Here is a 14,533-nt window from a genome sequence, read left to right as displayed (position 1 = left end):
TCCCTTCAAACTTGCAATATTGCTTTTATACCCTGCTTGCTTATCTTTCTATTCAATTTTTCATAAAGGCTTGCAGGAAAGACACCTGAGACACTCAGGTGTCTTTCCTATGCTTTATATTTCAGTGTCATTCCTTTTTTAGCTCCGGGGCGAATCTAAATATTGATATATAACGTGTCCGCCTCTTTGGGCAACTCCGCGGAAGTGTTTAAAATCCTCCCTGTTCACTATGACACTCCGAAATGGAAGAAAGTCATCTTTTGACACATGATATTCAGAAATGATTCCATTTTTTAATTGATCGAGCACTTCCTGGATTTGTTCATGATTCATTACTCAGAACTCCTTTTATTTCTATTCTTTCCTTATCATAAATAAAGTGCTGTCAATTTTGAAGTATCTAATATTATATTTGCATACCAATCATTTTTTCTGAATATTAAATAATTTGAATGTACAAATTTTTTTTATCTGGTATAATATTACCAACCTAATGCTGTAATAAATTACCTAAGCATCAGTGGAATTGCAAAATTCTTTACGCATTTCATAATATAGTGCAAACTGTTATTACCAGCGAAAGAAATGGACAAAAGGAGAGATGCTTTTTGAAGAAAGCAGAGGTTGGCAATATTATTGAGTTTCGTGACGGATTACAGGGAATTGTAGAAAAAGTAAATGAGAATTCTGTTATTGTTGATTTAACGTATATGGATAACTACCGTGATTTGGAATTAGATCAAAGAACAGTTGTCAATCATAAAAATTACAAGGTAGTAAGAGAATCAGCAGTATAAAAGAAAAAATGAAAGCGTATTCTTTCGGAGTCTAAAAAAAGCAGCTCTCTTGCTGCTTTTTTTTATTTTTTTATTTTATCTTTGCCATTCAAGCCTTTTGATGCTTTTTGCTCCACCGTCCTCTTTTTAGTTTGCAAATTAAACAGGCGCAGCCTTGGAATTCTGCACATACGCGGCCTCCTGAATAGGAGGCCAAGATATTATTCCTTTTCCCCTGACAGTTCTTTTAAGGATTTCACTTTGCCATGAGGATGCTGATCCTGCTTTCTTACCGTCCAGGCACGCTCTTTTTCTCTTTTTGATTTCGTCATTATACATACCTCCCTTCTCATGGGTTTATGATTAGCATTTCTGCATTATTTTATCTTATCGTTTCCAAAGAAATCTTTTCCTTACTTTTTAGGATTGTTTTTTGTTAGAATAGTGTTTGGTTATTTTTAATAGATAAGAAAGTTTTTTTGCTTTGAGAACTGTCCAGCTGCAGCGCCTGCTCCCTCGAGTTCATAAGCTTGTTGGGGGTGGGCAGGGCGCTTCCGCTTTTCTTATTGAAAGGAGATTAAAAATTGAAGAGTGTTGCCGCAGATCTCCGCTTTATTGGCGGGATATTACTCGCTCATCTGCTTATGTATTTTACATTTCAGGATAAATCAATTTTTTGGTATATCTTTTCTGCCTCTTTACTGCTTCTAATCAGTTATTCCATCATAATGGAGGAAGTGGAAGACAAGGCCTCATTTGGGATATTTATTACCTATGGGGCCCTTTCAGGTTTTCTATTGTACGGTCTTTTTTGGGCCGGCTACAGTTTATTTGAAATACTCAATCTTCCCCTTGTTAATCAGGTTGAAAAACTATATGGCCGTTTTTCGCCTTCCTTTATCTGGCACTATATTGTGCTGATTTTAATCATTGTTCCAGGAGAAGAAGTCTTTTGGAGAGGGTTCGTTCAAAAGAGATTGATGAAACTTACGACTGTTAAGTTATCCATCATCCTATCGTCTCTCCTCTATTCTTCAGTTCATTTTTATTCAGGATACTGGATGCTGGCCTTTGCAGCGTTAATCGCAGGCCTCTTCTGGGGATGGCTTTACGCATGGAAAAGAAGCATTCCGCTAGTAATCGTTTCCCACCTGATTTTTGATTTATTGATGTTTGTCCTGCTCCCTTTTTATTAAAATGGCCACGTGCAGATTCAATGTTGATTAGACAATCCTTAATGGATTGTCTTTTTTTAAAGTTTTTGTTGAGTCTTGTCGATGTTTTACATAAATGGTAATGTACTAATTAATAGGAATTTATATGTAACTCTTTTATTCCACTTACGTCTAATTATGCAAAAGCGCTAGAAGTAACAACGGGAGGATGGAACATTAATGAAATTCATGGCGAAATTTATGTTAATTCTGGGTTTATTTGCTGTTATCCTGGCAGGCTGCGGCACGTCTCAGAATGATTCCGGCAATGGATCAGATCCTGGGCAAAATGAAGAAGAAACAGCTTCAGATGGACAGGATGGACAAGAGCAAACTGAAGAACAGGATCCAGCAGAAGAGGGCACTGTGGATGAAGGACAGAGCGTAATCAGAATCCTTGAACAGAACATGACTTATACGGTTGAGGGTGAAGCCAAGGAAGAGACTGCCTTCCTGAAACATAGTGATAATCAGAATTATTCTATGTACGTTCTGCCCGCCTATGAACTAACTGCCGAGGAGCCTAATAAGGATGTTTTATACCTTTCAGAAAATGATCAGGTATTCATGCGTATTGAACTTCTTCCGAATGATGCAGATTGGAACATGATCGAAGAAAACACAAAAGCACAATTAGGAGCTGTTAGCGAAAATGTGCAGACAGCTGATGCTCCTTCAGATGATTTTTACAAAGATGCTAATGTTATGAAGGCTGAAGGAAACGGCGAGAAGGTTTCAGCCTATCTAGTGAAAAACGAAGATCTTTCACTGAAGCTTACCCTATTCAATAAGGAAGAAGCTGATCATGAAGAGGCTTTCCTTCAGATGGCGAAAACCATTATGAAAGAGGAGCCGCAAAAATAATGGAGTGAATAAGAGATCCGTGCAATACGGATCTCTTTATTTAGCTTTTTTAAGCTTTCTTGCCTTTACTTCCATTATCAAATGGTTTCATCCACAGAAGAATAATAAATGTCAAACTTACATATCCGAAAACCGGATATAAATAGGAAAGCAAGGTTCCGTAATTGATCAAACTGATAAAGTAACAAACTATAAAGATAAAGCCCACAATTATAATACTCGGCACGGAAATATATTTTTTTACCTGCCTCTCGATCCCAAACACATTCCCAATAACAGAAGTGAAAATTTCACCATAGATGACAAAAACAAATATCCAATAGAAAGATGATGCCAATGTCTTCACAATTGCGGCCATTGGGATATCATAAGCCTGCTGATTTGGGAGCATCATCAGTGTCAAATGGCTGGAAAGCAGGATAAGAGTCAGTGCGGCTCCACCAAGGTATCCACCCCACTTTATTGTCCGATCATCATTTATTTCTGAAGCCACAGGCACTAAGACTGCTTGTGCTAATGTCAAATTCAGAGCCGTATATGAAAACGGAGCCACAACTGCTTTCCATCCATCTTCAGCATATGGGATAAATAGAACCTGATCTGCAAAACTAGGAAGCTTCATGCTTATGAACAATAAAATAAAGCTAAATGCAATCATCATTGGAACAACAAACGTATTCACAGCGAATAATCCGCGAATGCCCACTATCATTGTGATAATCGTTAACCCTATCGTTATGAGCAACCCTGCAGTTTTGCTGATGCCGATCTGTTCTTCAAACACTGCACCAGCTCCCGACAGCATGACGGCGCAAACGCCCAGCAGCATAAACAGCATCAATATATTAATGGCAGAACCAAAAAATCTTCCAAATAAATATTCATTCAATTCCTGATATGATGCAGCCTTTATTCGTGCAGAGATTCTCATTAATTTGGAACCGAGAAAAATAAAGATATAGCCGCTCATTATAATCCCAATTAATCCGATAAAACCAAATCGGGAAAAAAACTCCACAATCTCTCTGCCAGTGGCAAAGCCCGCTCCCACCACGGTTCCCACATAAACGGCAGCGATCTGGAAAGCTGCCCCCCAATTTGTCTTCACTTAATCTCCTCCTTCCTTTCCAATATATGTAGGCTAGTACAAACAAAGACGAGCTTTTTTGCATTATGGCTAAACTTCAGTTTTGGTTAAAAATAACAATACAAATCACTTGAAAGTCAAAGAAGGTCAAATTATAATGTGGATATTAGGTCAAATATAGTCAAAGTCAGACCAAACTATTAATGGAGGGATGCAAAATGCTTTGTCAAAAATGTCAAACAAAACAAGCAAATGTACAATTAAGACTGAATGTGAATGGAAATGAGCGTAATCTACACCTATGCCATAACTGTTATGAAAAGCAAAATAGCCTTACTTCCTTTGGGCCTGCTTTGAGCGGTTTTTCAGGTTTTGGCCAAATGCCATTAGAGGATTTCTTCAAGAAAATGGCTGCATCCCAAGGGAATGAAAACTATGCTCTAAACGAAGCACCGGGATACAGTCATGGCAACGGCGGTTTTATAGATCAATTCGGACAAAATCTTACACAGCTTGCCAAAGCTGGTTTAATCGACCCAGTCATCGGACGGGACGATGAAGTATATCGTGTGATTGAAATATTAAATAGAAGAAGCAAAAATAATCCGGTCTTAATCGGTGAACCAGGAGTAGGAAAAACAGCTATTGCCGAAGGGCTAGCCATTAAGATTGCCGAGGGAAATGCACCAAAGAAACTTCAAAATAAAGAAGTCTATTTGCTTGATGTGGCGTCTCTGGTTGCAAACACAGGCATCCGCGGCCAATTCGAGGAACGCATGAAGCAGCTGATCTCTGAGCTTCAGTCACGGAAGAACATTATTCTCTTTATAGATGAAATTCATCTTCTTGTCGGAGCAGGATCAGCTGAGGGGTCAATGGATGCAGGCAATATTCTGAAGCCAGCCCTTGCAAGAGGAGAGCTTCAAGTGGTCGGAGCAACCACTTTGAAAGAATACCGCCAAATTGAAAAAGATCCTGCACTAGAACGCAGATTCCAGCCTGTACATGTAGATGAGCCGACACCTGATGAGGCAATTAATATCCTGTTTGGACTGAAACAAAAATATGAAGACTATCATGATGTTTCTTTTACAGAAGATGCCATCAAGGCATGTGTGCAGCTGTCAAGCCGCTATATTCAGGATCGGTTCCTGCCTGACAAAGCCATTGATTTAATGGATGAAGCAGGTTCTAAAATGAATCTTCAATCAGGATATATACCTGCAGATGATATTGAAAATCAGCTGAAAGAAATCAGCAGGCAGAAAGAACTTGTATTAAATGAAGAAAAATATGAAGAGGCTGTAAAACTCCGTGAAAAGGAACTAAAACTCCAGCAGGCACTAAACGGGGACAACAAGGCAGAACGGCCAGTTATTGACGTTAGCCATATTCAGGAGATTATCGAAAAGAAAACCGGGATTCCTGTCGGCAAATTAGCAGAAGATGAACAGGAAAAAATGCAGAACCTTGAGGAAAGCCTTGCTGAAAAAGTAATCGGACAGGCGGAAGCCGTGCAAAAAGTTGCAAAGGCAATTCGCCGAAGCCGTGCAGGACTTAAATCAAAGGACCGCCCAATTGGATCATTTCTATTTGTCGGGCCAACAGGGGTCGGAAAGACTGAGTTAACCAAAACACTTGCCCAAGAGCTATTCGGCTCAAAAGAAAGCATGATAAGGCTTGATATGAGTGAATATATGGAAAAACACAGCGTATCAAAAATTATCGGTTCCCCTCCAGGATATGTGGGTCATGAAGAAGCCGGACAGCTTACTGAGAAGGTGCGCAGAAACCCGTACAGCATCATTCTGCTTGATGAGATAGAAAAAGCACATCCGGATGTACAGCACATGTTCCTTCAAATTCTGGAGGATGGACGCCTGACAGATAGCCAAGGCCGCACTGTCAGCTTTAAAGATACAGTCATTATCATGACCAGCAATGCAGGAGCTGGGCAAAAGGAAATCCATGTTGGATTTGGCACAGCTGACGCCGTCATGGAGTCAAACATTCTTGAATCACTCGGCAGCTTCTTTAAGCCTGAATTCCTGAACCGTTTTGATAGCATTATTGAATTTAAAGCTTTGGAAAAAGAGCATTTATTGAAAATTGTCGACTTAATGCTCAATGACCTTCAGGAAACATTAAATGAGCAGGATATAGAATTGACTGTTACCCAGGAAGCCAAGGAGAAATTAGCAGCAGAAGGATATCATCCTGCTTTTGGCGCACGGCCATTAAGAAGGATCATCCAGGATGAACTTGAAGACAAGATTGCTGATTTCATCATTGATCATGGCGGAAATAGCCAATTACAGGCCAATCTCGAAGACGAAGCAATTGTTATTAAACCCATCCGCTAAAAAGAACGAAAAGAGCCGGAATTAAATAACTTCCGGCTCTTTTTTATTTGTTTATAAACTTTTATCATCCACTGAATTCAGCCAATTCTCAATTTCCCCGATAACTGACTCGACACATCCCTCTTCAAAAGGAGAAATCAACCCAGCTTCTTTTACCAGTCCGGTAAAAGGTTTGCTGCCGCCAAGCTGGCACAGTTTCAAATAATCTTTCCATGCTGCTTCCTGATTCTCCCGGGACCGTTTCCAGAATTGGAATGCACAGATCTGTGCCAATGTATAATCGATATAATAGAAAGGTGAATTGTAGATATGGCCCTGCCGCTGCCAGAATCCGCCGTTCTCCAAATACTCATTGCCATCATAATCTTTATGCGGCAAGTATTTCTTCTCAATTTCTCTCCAAGCCTGTTTTCTTTCCTGAGGTGATGCATCCGGGTTTTCATATACCCAATGCTGGAATTCATCAACTGATACGCCATAAGGCAAGAATAGCAGTCCTCCACTCAAATGGGAAAACTTGTATTTCTCAGTATCATCTTTAAAGAAGCCCTCCATCCATGGCCATGTGAAAAATTCCATACTCATGGAATGAATTTCTGCAGCTTCATAAGTTGGCCAGTTATATTCAGGTATCTCATAATGACTGCTTGAATACACCTGGAATGCATGGCCTGCTTCATGAGTAAGAACATCAATATCTCCTGACGTCCCATTGAAGTTTGAGAAAATGAATGGGGATTTATAGTTCTCAATATAAGTGCAATAGCCGCCCCCTGCTTTTCCCTTTTTGGCCACCAGGTCCATAAGATTATTTTCTCTCATATAAGAGAAAAATTCACTGGTTTCTCTGGAAAGCTCATCATACATTTTTTGTCCGTTTTCAATAATCCATTCAGGATTGCCTTTGGGTACAGCATTTCCTGTTTTAAATTCAAATCCTTCATCGTAAAATTTCAGCTTGTCAACGCCAATCCTCTCTCTTTGCCGTTCCTTTAGCCTTGTGGCGATTGGGACGATGAAATCCTTCACCTGCTTGCGGAAATTTGCAACCATTTCGGCGTTATAATCAGTTCGATACATACGGAAATAAGCCAGTTCAACAAAATTCGAATATCCAAGTTTATGGGCAATCTCTGTTCTAACCTTGACAAGCTCATCATAAATACGGTCCAGCTCTTTCTCATTATCTGCCAGGAAACCAAAGCGTGCCTCGCTTGCTTTTTTGCGCATTTCCCGATCTGTAGATTCAGTAAATGGCTCCAATTGGGCAAGAGTGCGTTCTTCACCTTCAAAATGAATTTTGGCTGAAGCAATTAACTTAGTATACTCTGATGAGAGCTTATTTTCTTTTTGCAAAAGCGGAACAATCTCTGGCGAGAACACCTTCAATTGGGCTTCCGCAAGTGCAAAAAGCTGATTCCCCCATTTTTCTTCGAGCTCTGCCCTGAACCTGGAATTAACCAAAGCCTGATAATACTTTGTAACAAACCCTTCTACTTCAGGCTGAATCTCATCCATATAATCCTGCTCTGCTTTGTAAAATTCATCATTCGTATCGACTGAATGACGGATATAACAAAGGTTGAACATAGTGCCGACATCATTGCGAATATCATTAATTTCTTTCATAGCTTGATTTTGCTGGTCTGCAGAAGCTGCGTTTTCAAATTTCTCAAGCGCTGCTTCGAATTTCCCCTGTACTGTATCAAGATCCGGACGAACGTATGTATAGTCTTCAAATCTCACATTATTGCCCCCTCGTGTATATGTAAATCGATTTTAATTAAACCACTAAACTATTTCGACAATATTTGGTTAATTCCTCCCCTGAACATATCTATAAAGCACAAAATAAAAAACAGCCGGTCAAGGCTGTTTTAGTTATTGTAAGCTATTTTTATCATTGGAGATAGATAGTCCAAGCTTCTTTAATAACTCAATGGCTGTTCCTTTTTCTTCTGGAGTAAGCTCGGACATTAAAGAATGGATATGCTTTTCATGGTCAGGGAATATGTTTTCGATAAAGTCTTTTCCCTTATCTGTTATTTGCGCAAAGGTAACTCTTCTGTCATTAGGGCATGCGACCCTTTTCAACAAGCCTTTCTGCTCAAGCTTGTCCACTACATAAGTGATGCTTCCGCTGGCCAATAGTATTTTCCCGCCGATTTGCTGCAAAGGCTGGTCACCCTTATGGTATAGCAGTTCCAGAACAGCAAATTCAGTTGGATTCACTCCATATGTTTGTATTAGTTTATTTACATTTTCATTTATTGCCCTATATGCCCTGGACAGGACAATAAACAATTTCAACGATTGGTCAATTTGTTCAGACCCCATTTTATCCAATCCCTTTTCCTTTTAATTAGTAGCGTATACATAAATTCAATTCTCAATCATTATAGAAAACAGGAAGAAAGCTGTCAATTTAACACATCCGGATCATTTGCCCGAAACAACCTCCCAATTGTGATTAAGAGTTGGAATTACCTTTTTCTTTTCCAAAAAATAGTCTGCAATCAATTCGGTCATATCGGTTAAAATCTCTTTCACCACTGGCTTATCCTTGAACATGTTGTAGCCTCCCCCGCCTGCAGCGCGGTAATTGTTCATTACTACATGATACTCGTCATCTTCCCTGATTGGATGCCCTTTATACAAAACCTTTGTAATCCGGCTGCCCTTTTGTCGTGAAACATCTATTTTATACTCAATACCTTCCCACATATCGTAATTATAATGCTGTGGCTTTGGATTTGAAAAATCAGGATTCACTATAATTTTTCCGTCACTGTTCAATTCAAAATAAGCTGCAGACCGCTCCAAAGCATCTTTAATGTCCTTTCCTGCAACTCTGAGGACACATAATGAATTTGGATAAATATAGTTAGAAACAATTTCTCTCATCGTTACTTTAGACTTGAATCCTGGTGCCCCCTCATGAAATAAGGCAGTGCAGGAAATATCAGCACCTGAGGCTTCCATCTGCACTTTATTAATGAATTCAATCAGCGGATGCTCCCCTGTACGTGCCTCAAATATATCATCAATCAGCATATCACCATCAATTTCACCGATCTCCGTATCCAGCCATTTCTGGGTTTTGGATTCATAATACCCAGCCAGCTGCAGAACCTCATTATCAGACGGTATTCCGTCGGGATAGATTAACGCAGAGTGTTTATCATCAATCAGCCAATCATTATGTTTCTTTCTGAATTTAACGGTGACCTTTGCAAGCGCTTGACCATTAAATCCCGGCTGAACAACAGCCACACCATTTACTTGTTCTCCTTCAATAAAACGGTGCTGATGCCCGGTAATCAGAACATCGATTCCAGGAACTTCTGTACAGATCCGGTATGCTTCATTTTCTCCTGTTTGTTCTTCCGTCTCTTCACCAGTTCTGATATCCTTTTCAAAGCCGCCATGATAAGAGACAATAATCACATCCGGCTTTTCTTCCTCCTGAATATATGAAACCCACCTTTTTAAGCTGATCACCGCAGATTCAAAAACAAGATGTTCAATATGCTGCCTTTTCTCCCAATTGGGAATATACTGGGTTGTAACACCTATAACTGCTGCTTTCAAGCCATTTGGGAAGGATTTTATTTTATAGGGAAGCCCGAAATACGTTTCTTTTGTTGAATTAAATAATATATTGGCTGACAGCCATGGGAAATTGGATTCACTGACAGCTCTTGCAAGTGTGTTCTTTCCATAGTTGAATTCATGGTTTCCGATTACAGCTGCATCGTATTCAAGTTCATTTAATATTTGAATCATGGGATTTTTTTGGTTATTTAAGTATCTGGAATAATAATAAGTTAGAGGAGTTCCCTGGATCAGATCCCCGTTATCAATAAGTATTGAGATCTCAGATTGTTCCTTTTCTTTCTTTATTATTGCTGCAAGCTTGCCCAGCCCATGACCAGCATGCTCACCAGTTCCATAATAATATGGATAAACATGTCCATGGACATCACTTGTAGCCAAAACCGTGAGAAAAACTTCTGATTTCATCAAACCCCTCCTTACATATAAAATATCATTCCTTTGTTAGAAATAAACCTCTTTTAACACAAAATGGTATAATATTGATAATGTCAGTTAGATATGAATAAATTAACCTAATTATGCTGGAGTTAACCTGATGAAAAGTCGAAAACGAAATTTACTACTATATTTAATCGCAGTAATTATTCCCACTTTGGCCGGCAGCATCTTTTTCTTTATGGACTCTGTTAAACAAAATGATGAGGAAAGGCTGGAAGAAGCAAAATGGATTGGCTCCATACACCAAAGAAGCTGGGACCAGTTTATTTCCGAAACTGTGACCACACTTGATATGTTATCACTGACTGCAGGAAGTGCTGACACTCCCTCTGATAAACTGGAGCCTCTGCTCCAAAAAGCCAATCAGCTGGATCCGCGATATGGCGGAATTTACCTTCTTAATCCCAGCGGAAAGGTTCTTACAGGGTCCAATCAATTCTTAGCGAACTCCGATTTATCTAATAAGAAATATCTTAAAGAGGTTTCGCGCACGAAAGATATTGTAATCTCTAACTCCCCTGAAACACTAACCAATGGGCAAACAGTCGTTGGGATAGGAAAACCCGTGTTCAATGACAATGGAGATGTAATCTCTATTATTGTGGCACATATGAGGGTGGATTACGTACAAAATATCATGAGACTTCTTACTCCAGAAGCAAGACTTTCTGTCCTTAATTCTGAAAGGGAAACGATTATGGATATCAACATGAATGGTGACTCATCATTTTCCAGCCAGAATAGCATCTCAATTCCAATTGACAGGCTTCCCTGGAGTGTAAAAGTAGAATTGCCGCCAAGAGATATGCTGGCAATTGTCAAAGATGCTTTTAAGGCTATCCTTGTATTAATGATTATAAGCCATATTCTATTTCTCTTTATTAAGTATTTAAGGCTTAAAAAGCAGAATGAAGAGGAAAAAAAGGAAAATGAGCTCCAAAAACTGGAACTGGTGGGTACTCTGGCTGCCAGCACAGCCCATGAAATCAGGAACCCTTTAACAGGAATAAAAGGTCTTATACAGCTATTAAGTGAAAAATATACGAATACACATGACCAGTATTACTTTTCAGTTATAAATGATGAGATCAGCAGAATTAATGAAATTGTAAGTGAATTTTTAATTCTGGGTAAACCTGCAGCTCAAAAGATGGAAACCCTGGATTTGAGAAACATCATAAAGGAATTGGAACCGTTGATATTCTCCGAAGCCAATTTACACAATGTCACTTTTGAATCTGCTATTTCAGATGAACCTGTCATGGTCGAATGTACGAAAGACCAGATGAAACAGGTTATCCTGAATTTAACGAAAAACGCTTTTGAATCGATGGAGGGCGGAGGAAAGCTGACAATTAAACTAAATAAAATGCATTCTAAGTGTCAGCTTAAAATTGCGGACACAGGTTCAGGCATCTCTGAAGATGAAATTGAAAAGATTTTCCATCCATTCTACACTTCAAAGGAAACGGGCACGGGCCTTGGCCTCGTAGTCTGCAGGCGCATTCTGCATTCTTTCGGCGGTGAAATTTTTATTACAAGCAAAGAAACTAAAGGAACGCATGTAGATATTTTTCTGCCCATCAAAAACGACGCATAAGAAGGAAGGTGCTCGCTCGGAGGCACCTTCTTTTTTTAACTCACATAGATTGGAGCATTTCTTTCAATTCTTTTCTTGATCGTCTCCATCATAAATAATAGCTGCGAATTCCTTTCCTCAGGTGCGATTTTTTTATGCAGGACAGAATAAAGTGTGATATCTCTCAGTCTCAGAAATAAGGGCAGCTGCCTTCCCAAATCTTCGGGAATTTCATTTTCCAGCCGATAGCCATCCAAAAAGGAGTCAAGGAATTGCTTGCCGAATATTTCCATTTCCGCTTGATCCGCCTCTTTAAACTTATATAAAAGTGAGTAATACAGCGGTATGGCTATATCTGATGCAAACCAATGATAGCAGCAGTCATCGAAATCAAATACTTGTATATCTTTCCCATCATAAAAGAAGTTTCCGGAATGGAGATCAGTATGAATAAGGCCATAATTGTTTATATGTTTTGGCAAATTTTGAAGCAGATTCAACAAATCTTCTGTATGCTTAATGACCAATTGATCCTCTTCAGGTATATATTTCTCAACTTTAAGCAATTCTTCGTCATCCCATTGCATCCGCGGTACAATTCCAGCTGATGGCATATATGATTTAGTGGCTGCATGCATTTTCCCTACCGCACTTCCCCACGCATGAAATAACTCCTTATTGAATTCCGGTGCCCGAACACTTATTGGTTTTCCCTCTGCTTTTGAAAACAGGCAGGCGTAAAAGGCAGAATCGTCCCCAGCTGTTAACCGCTCAACCAAATTCCCATTCTGTGATGGAAAAACTTCTGGAACCTTTAAACTCTTCGATATCAGATAACTCATCCAGTCTGCTTCTGATAAAAGCTCCTCAAGCATGCGGTGAGATGAGTGGGTAATCCTCAAAATATATGCTTTTTCATCTTTATAAACCTCATAAACATAGTTTTCAAAGTCACCCAGCTTTTTATAATTTCCTATATTTAAAGAATAGATTCTAAGGAAATTAGTGAGAATATCGTCCGTCATTAAAGCATCAACTGCTTTTTCCATTGGCTTCCCTGCCCTCTTATTTAATCTGAATAATGTAAATTATATAATATTTAATAGATTTCCAAAATAACTATTTTGAAAGGCTAATGAATAAGGTAAACTATATTTAGTTTTACGAAATGTTCAGTGAAAAAGGAGACTATACTATGAGTACTACCGCTGCTTCAGTCAGTCCAAGATATGAGCCACATCAAAAAACGGCCTATCGGATCTTATTCATTATTGGCCTTTGCCACCTATTAAATGACTCTATTCAATCTGTCATTCCAGCCATGTTTCCCATTTTAGAAAAATCTATGGGGCTTTCATACTCACAGCTGGGTATGATTGCCTTTTCACTTAATATCGTGTCTTCAATCATGCAGCCGGTTGTTGGAATGGCCACTGATAAAAAGCCGTTCCCTTTCGCCTTGCCAATCGGTCTGACTTCAACTTTATTTGGCATATTAGGATTGGCTTTTGCCCCGGATTATAAATGGATTATTATATCAGTATTGTTCATTGGTCTCGGTTCAGCTGTATTCCACCCGGAAGGATCTAGGGTTGCTTATATGGCAGCTGGCCAGCGCAGAGGTCTGGCCCAATCAATCTATCAGGTAGGGGGAAACACTGGACAGGCACTTGCTCCTATCATTACGGCCCTTATTCTTGTTCCGCTAGGTCAAATGGGTGCTGCCTGGTTTACTGCAGTTGCTGCTATTGCAGTCGGGCTGCTGATTTATATAGCGTTTTGGTATACTGGACGCCTTCAGGAGGAATTGATTGCCGGCAGAGCAAAAAAACAAGCTGGTGGCCATAATAATAAAAGGATATCAAAAAAAATATGGAGTGCACTGATCCTGGTTCTCTTTTTGATATTTGCCCGTTCATGGTATATTTCGGGTATGACAAATTTCTATGCCTTTTATGCGATAGAAAAATACTCTTTCTCCATTAGTCAGGCGCAGCTCTTCTTATTTGCATTTTTAGTATCAGGTGCATTGGGCACATTTTTTGGCGGGCCGCTCGCAGATCGGTTTGGAAAGAAAAGAATTATTTTTCTGTCCATGATCCTGACTGTTCCGCTATCCGCCATGATCCCTTTCGTTCCATCTCCTATTGCATTTATAATGCTGGTGGCAAGCGGATTCATATTGATGTCAAGCTTTTCGGTGACGGTAGTATACGCTCAGGAATTAGTTCCCGGCAAAATCGGCACTATGGCGGGACTTACAGTGGGTCTGGCTTTTGGTATGGGGGCAATAGGCTCAATCGCTCTGGGCTATATAGCGGACACTGTTGGTCTGGTAAATATGATTATTATTACCGGTTTTCTTCCCGTACTGGGGTTGCTGACATTATTACTCCCACCGGATGAAACTGTTTCAGAATGGAATAAATAGGTAAGGAGGAGGGGGCGTCCCTCCTTTTTATAAAGGATATAGATTATTTTTATTAAAATTTTCTAAAAATTTTAATAATTGTGTGCAATCTTCTTCTTTTTTGCCATATAATAAAGGTAAGATATTAGCTCTCTTTGGCGCAGCTAAATACCCTGTAAAATGT

At 39.4% G+C, this 14,533-nt stretch carries 13 protein-coding genes; 6 read left to right on the top strand and 7 right to left on the bottom strand.

Annotated features, from left to right (window positions below):
* Positions 1-138: 138 nt before the first annotated feature.
* Entirely contained in the window at positions 139-333 is a 195-nt protein-coding gene (locus A361_RS08555; protein WP_009331028.1) for a hypothetical protein, read from the bottom strand.
* A 275-nt stretch (positions 334-608) separates the two neighbouring features.
* Between A361_RS08555 and A361_RS08550 the strand changes: the two genes are divergently transcribed.
* A complete protein-coding gene (locus A361_RS08550; protein WP_009331029.1) occupies positions 609-797 on the top strand; it encodes a YkvS family protein in 189 nt (62 codons plus the stop codon).
* A 200-nt stretch (positions 798-997) separates the two neighbouring features.
* Here A361_RS08550 and A361_RS30820 read toward each other — a convergent pair whose 3' ends face one another.
* The gene (locus A361_RS30820; RefSeq protein ID WP_019381647.1) at positions 998-1,108 is read right to left on the bottom strand and encodes a DUF6254 family protein; all 111 of its coding nucleotides are present in this window, start codon (positions 1,106-1,108) and stop codon (positions 998-1,000) included.
* 252 nt (positions 1,109-1,360) lie between these two features.
* Here A361_RS30820 and A361_RS08545 point away from each other — a divergent pair, with 252 nt between their 5' ends.
* Together A361_RS08545 and A361_RS08540 are read left to right on the top strand one after the other, a co-directional pair.
* Complete coding sequence (locus A361_RS08545) at positions 1,361-1,972, top strand: CPBP family intramembrane glutamic endopeptidase (protein WP_019381646.1); 612 nt, start codon at positions 1,361-1,363, stop codon at positions 1,970-1,972.
* Positions 1,973-2,179: 207 nt separating this feature from the next.
* Entirely contained in the window at positions 2,180-2,854 is a 675-nt protein-coding gene (locus tag A361_RS08540) for a hypothetical protein (RefSeq protein ID WP_236888010.1), read from the top strand.
* A gap of 49 nt (positions 2,855-2,903) precedes the next feature.
* Here A361_RS08540 and A361_RS08535 read toward each other — a convergent pair whose 3' ends face one another.
* On the bottom strand, positions 2,904-3,962 hold the full coding sequence (locus A361_RS08535) for a GerAB/ArcD/ProY family transporter (RefSeq protein ID WP_019381644.1): 1,059 nt from the start codon (positions 3,960-3,962) through the stop codon (positions 2,904-2,906).
* Positions 3,963-4,159: 197 nt separating this feature from the next.
* Here A361_RS08535 and A361_RS08530 point away from each other — a divergent pair, with 197 nt between their 5' ends.
* Positions 4,160-6,304 carry an ATP-dependent Clp protease ATP-binding subunit gene (locus tag A361_RS08530; protein WP_019381643.1) on the top strand — a complete coding sequence of 715 codons (2,145 nt, stop codon included), beginning with the start codon at positions 4,160-4,162 and terminating at the stop codon, positions 6,302-6,304.
* Positions 6,305-6,355: 51 nt separating this feature from the next.
* Here A361_RS08530 and A361_RS08525 read toward each other — a convergent pair whose 3' ends face one another.
* From A361_RS08525 to A361_RS08515, 3 genes are all read right to left on the bottom strand, one after another.
* Positions 6,356-8,050, bottom strand: a complete 1,695-nt coding sequence (locus tag A361_RS08525; RefSeq protein WP_009331037.1) for a M3 family oligoendopeptidase — start codon at positions 8,048-8,050, stop codon at positions 6,356-6,358.
* Positions 8,051-8,185: 135 nt separating this feature from the next.
* On the bottom strand, positions 8,186-8,641 hold the full coding sequence (locus A361_RS08520; RefSeq protein WP_009331038.1) for a MarR family winged helix-turn-helix transcriptional regulator: 456 nt from the start codon (positions 8,639-8,641) through the stop codon (positions 8,186-8,188).
* 102 nt (positions 8,642-8,743) lie between these two features.
* Positions 8,744-10,327 carry a bifunctional metallophosphatase/5'-nucleotidase gene (locus A361_RS08515; protein WP_019381642.1) on the bottom strand — a complete coding sequence of 528 codons (1,584 nt, stop codon included), beginning with the start codon at positions 10,325-10,327 and terminating at the stop codon, positions 8,744-8,746.
* Positions 10,328-10,457: 130 nt separating this feature from the next.
* Between A361_RS08515 and A361_RS08510 the strand changes: the two genes are divergently transcribed.
* The gene (locus tag A361_RS08510; protein WP_009331040.1) at positions 10,458-11,960 is read left to right on the top strand and encodes a PAS domain-containing sensor histidine kinase; all 1,503 of its coding nucleotides are present in this window, start codon (positions 10,458-10,460) and stop codon (positions 11,958-11,960) included.
* Between the two features lie 35 nt (positions 11,961-11,995).
* Here A361_RS08510 and A361_RS08505 read toward each other — a convergent pair whose 3' ends face one another.
* Complete coding sequence (locus tag A361_RS08505; RefSeq protein ID WP_019381641.1) at positions 11,996-12,988, bottom strand: phosphotransferase enzyme family protein; 993 nt, start codon at positions 12,986-12,988, stop codon at positions 11,996-11,998.
* Positions 12,989-13,134: 146 nt separating this feature from the next.
* Here A361_RS08505 and A361_RS08500 point away from each other — a divergent pair, with 146 nt between their 5' ends.
* Positions 13,135-14,370: an MFS transporter gene (locus A361_RS08500; protein WP_019381640.1), complete on the top strand. Its 1,236-nt coding sequence runs from the start codon at positions 13,135-13,137 to the stop codon at positions 14,368-14,370.
* Positions 14,371-14,533: the final 163 nt, after the last annotated feature.

The organism is Cytobacillus oceanisediminis 2691 (assembly GCF_000294775.2).
Classification (GTDB): Bacteria; Bacillota; Bacilli; order Bacillales; family Cytobacillaceae; genus Cytobacillus; species Cytobacillus pseudoceanisediminis.
The sequence above is the reverse complement of the archived record's forward strand: the minus strand, read 5'-3'. Positions and strand labels throughout refer to the sequence as shown.

Coding starts and splice junctions, on each gene's coding strand:
- A361_RS08520 (WP_009331038.1), bottom strand. CDS start 8,641: ATGGGGTCTGAACAAATTGACCAATCGTTGAAATTGTTTATTGTCCTG.
- A361_RS08555 (WP_009331028.1), bottom strand. CDS start 333: ATGAATCATGAACAAATCCAGGAAGTGCTCGATCAATTAAAAAATGGA.
- A361_RS08540 (WP_236888010.1), top strand. CDS start 2,180: ATGGCGAAATTTATGTTAATTCTGGGTTTATTTGCTGTTATCCTGGCA.
- A361_RS08515 (WP_019381642.1), bottom strand. CDS start 10,327: ATGAAATCAGAAGTTTTTCTCACGGTTTTGGCTACAAGTGATGTCCAT.
- A361_RS08505 (WP_019381641.1), bottom strand. CDS start 12,988: ATGGAAAAAGCAGTTGATGCTTTAATGACGGACGATATTCTCACTAAT.
- A361_RS08510 (WP_009331040.1), top strand. CDS start 10,458: ATGAAAAGTCGAAAACGAAATTTACTACTATATTTAATCGCAGTAATT.
- A361_RS08500 (WP_019381640.1), top strand. CDS start 13,135: ATGAGTACTACCGCTGCTTCAGTCAGTCCAAGATATGAGCCACATCAA.
- A361_RS30820 (WP_019381647.1), bottom strand. CDS start 1,108: ATGACGAAATCAAAAAGAGAAAAAGAGCGTGCCTGGACGGTAAGAAAG.
- A361_RS08530 (WP_019381643.1), top strand. CDS start 4,160: ATGCTTTGTCAAAAATGTCAAACAAAACAAGCAAATGTACAATTAAGA.